The 533-nt window shown below is 49.0% G+C and carries 1 protein-coding gene; it reads right to left on the bottom strand.

Annotated elements, in window-relative coordinates; all coding sequences use genetic code 11:
- Positions 1-533, bottom strand: a 533-nt coding sequence (locus tag R8O11_RS30835; RefSeq protein ID WP_318195338.1) for a ParA family protein, incomplete at both ends; no start/stop codon positions are given.

The raw sequence follows: 533 nt of genomic DNA, 5'->3' as shown, positions 1-533 counted from the left end.
CGACGCTGGTAAGTGTTTCAAACTTGCGTCTCGGAACTTGGTGTCAATCGGTACTGCGGAAGTCCACACTTGGTTCGGGTAGTCTTTTTTCAGTTGCGTCAAAGTCTGCAACGAAGCGCGAGTTCGCTTGTCGTACATGGTTGGTACGATGGTGACTTTGAACCCATCTGGACGTGATTTCTGCATGATCGTCAACGTACGAATCATACGTTCCAAGCCTTTCATCGCGAGGAACTCAGTCTGTACAGGGATCAAGATACGATCACTCGCCGCGAGTGCATTAACCATCATCACACCAAGGATTGGTGGACAATCGATCAACACGTAGTCGTAATCTTGCGAAACCGCTTGAAGTGCGCGCTTCAAAATCAACCCCATGCCACTGCGGTTACCCATTACGCGGTCTAGCGTAGCCAATGACATGTGCGCAGGAATGATGTCCATTCCTTCCAACTCGGTTTCTAAGATCAACGGCTTAACCGTATCGCGAGTGAACGTCTTTAGCTGAAACAGATCGAACAAGCTTGATGACA

It is taken from the genome of Vibrio sp. 1288, assembly GCF_033344475.1.
This window is presented reverse-complemented; position numbering and strand designations above follow the sequence as displayed.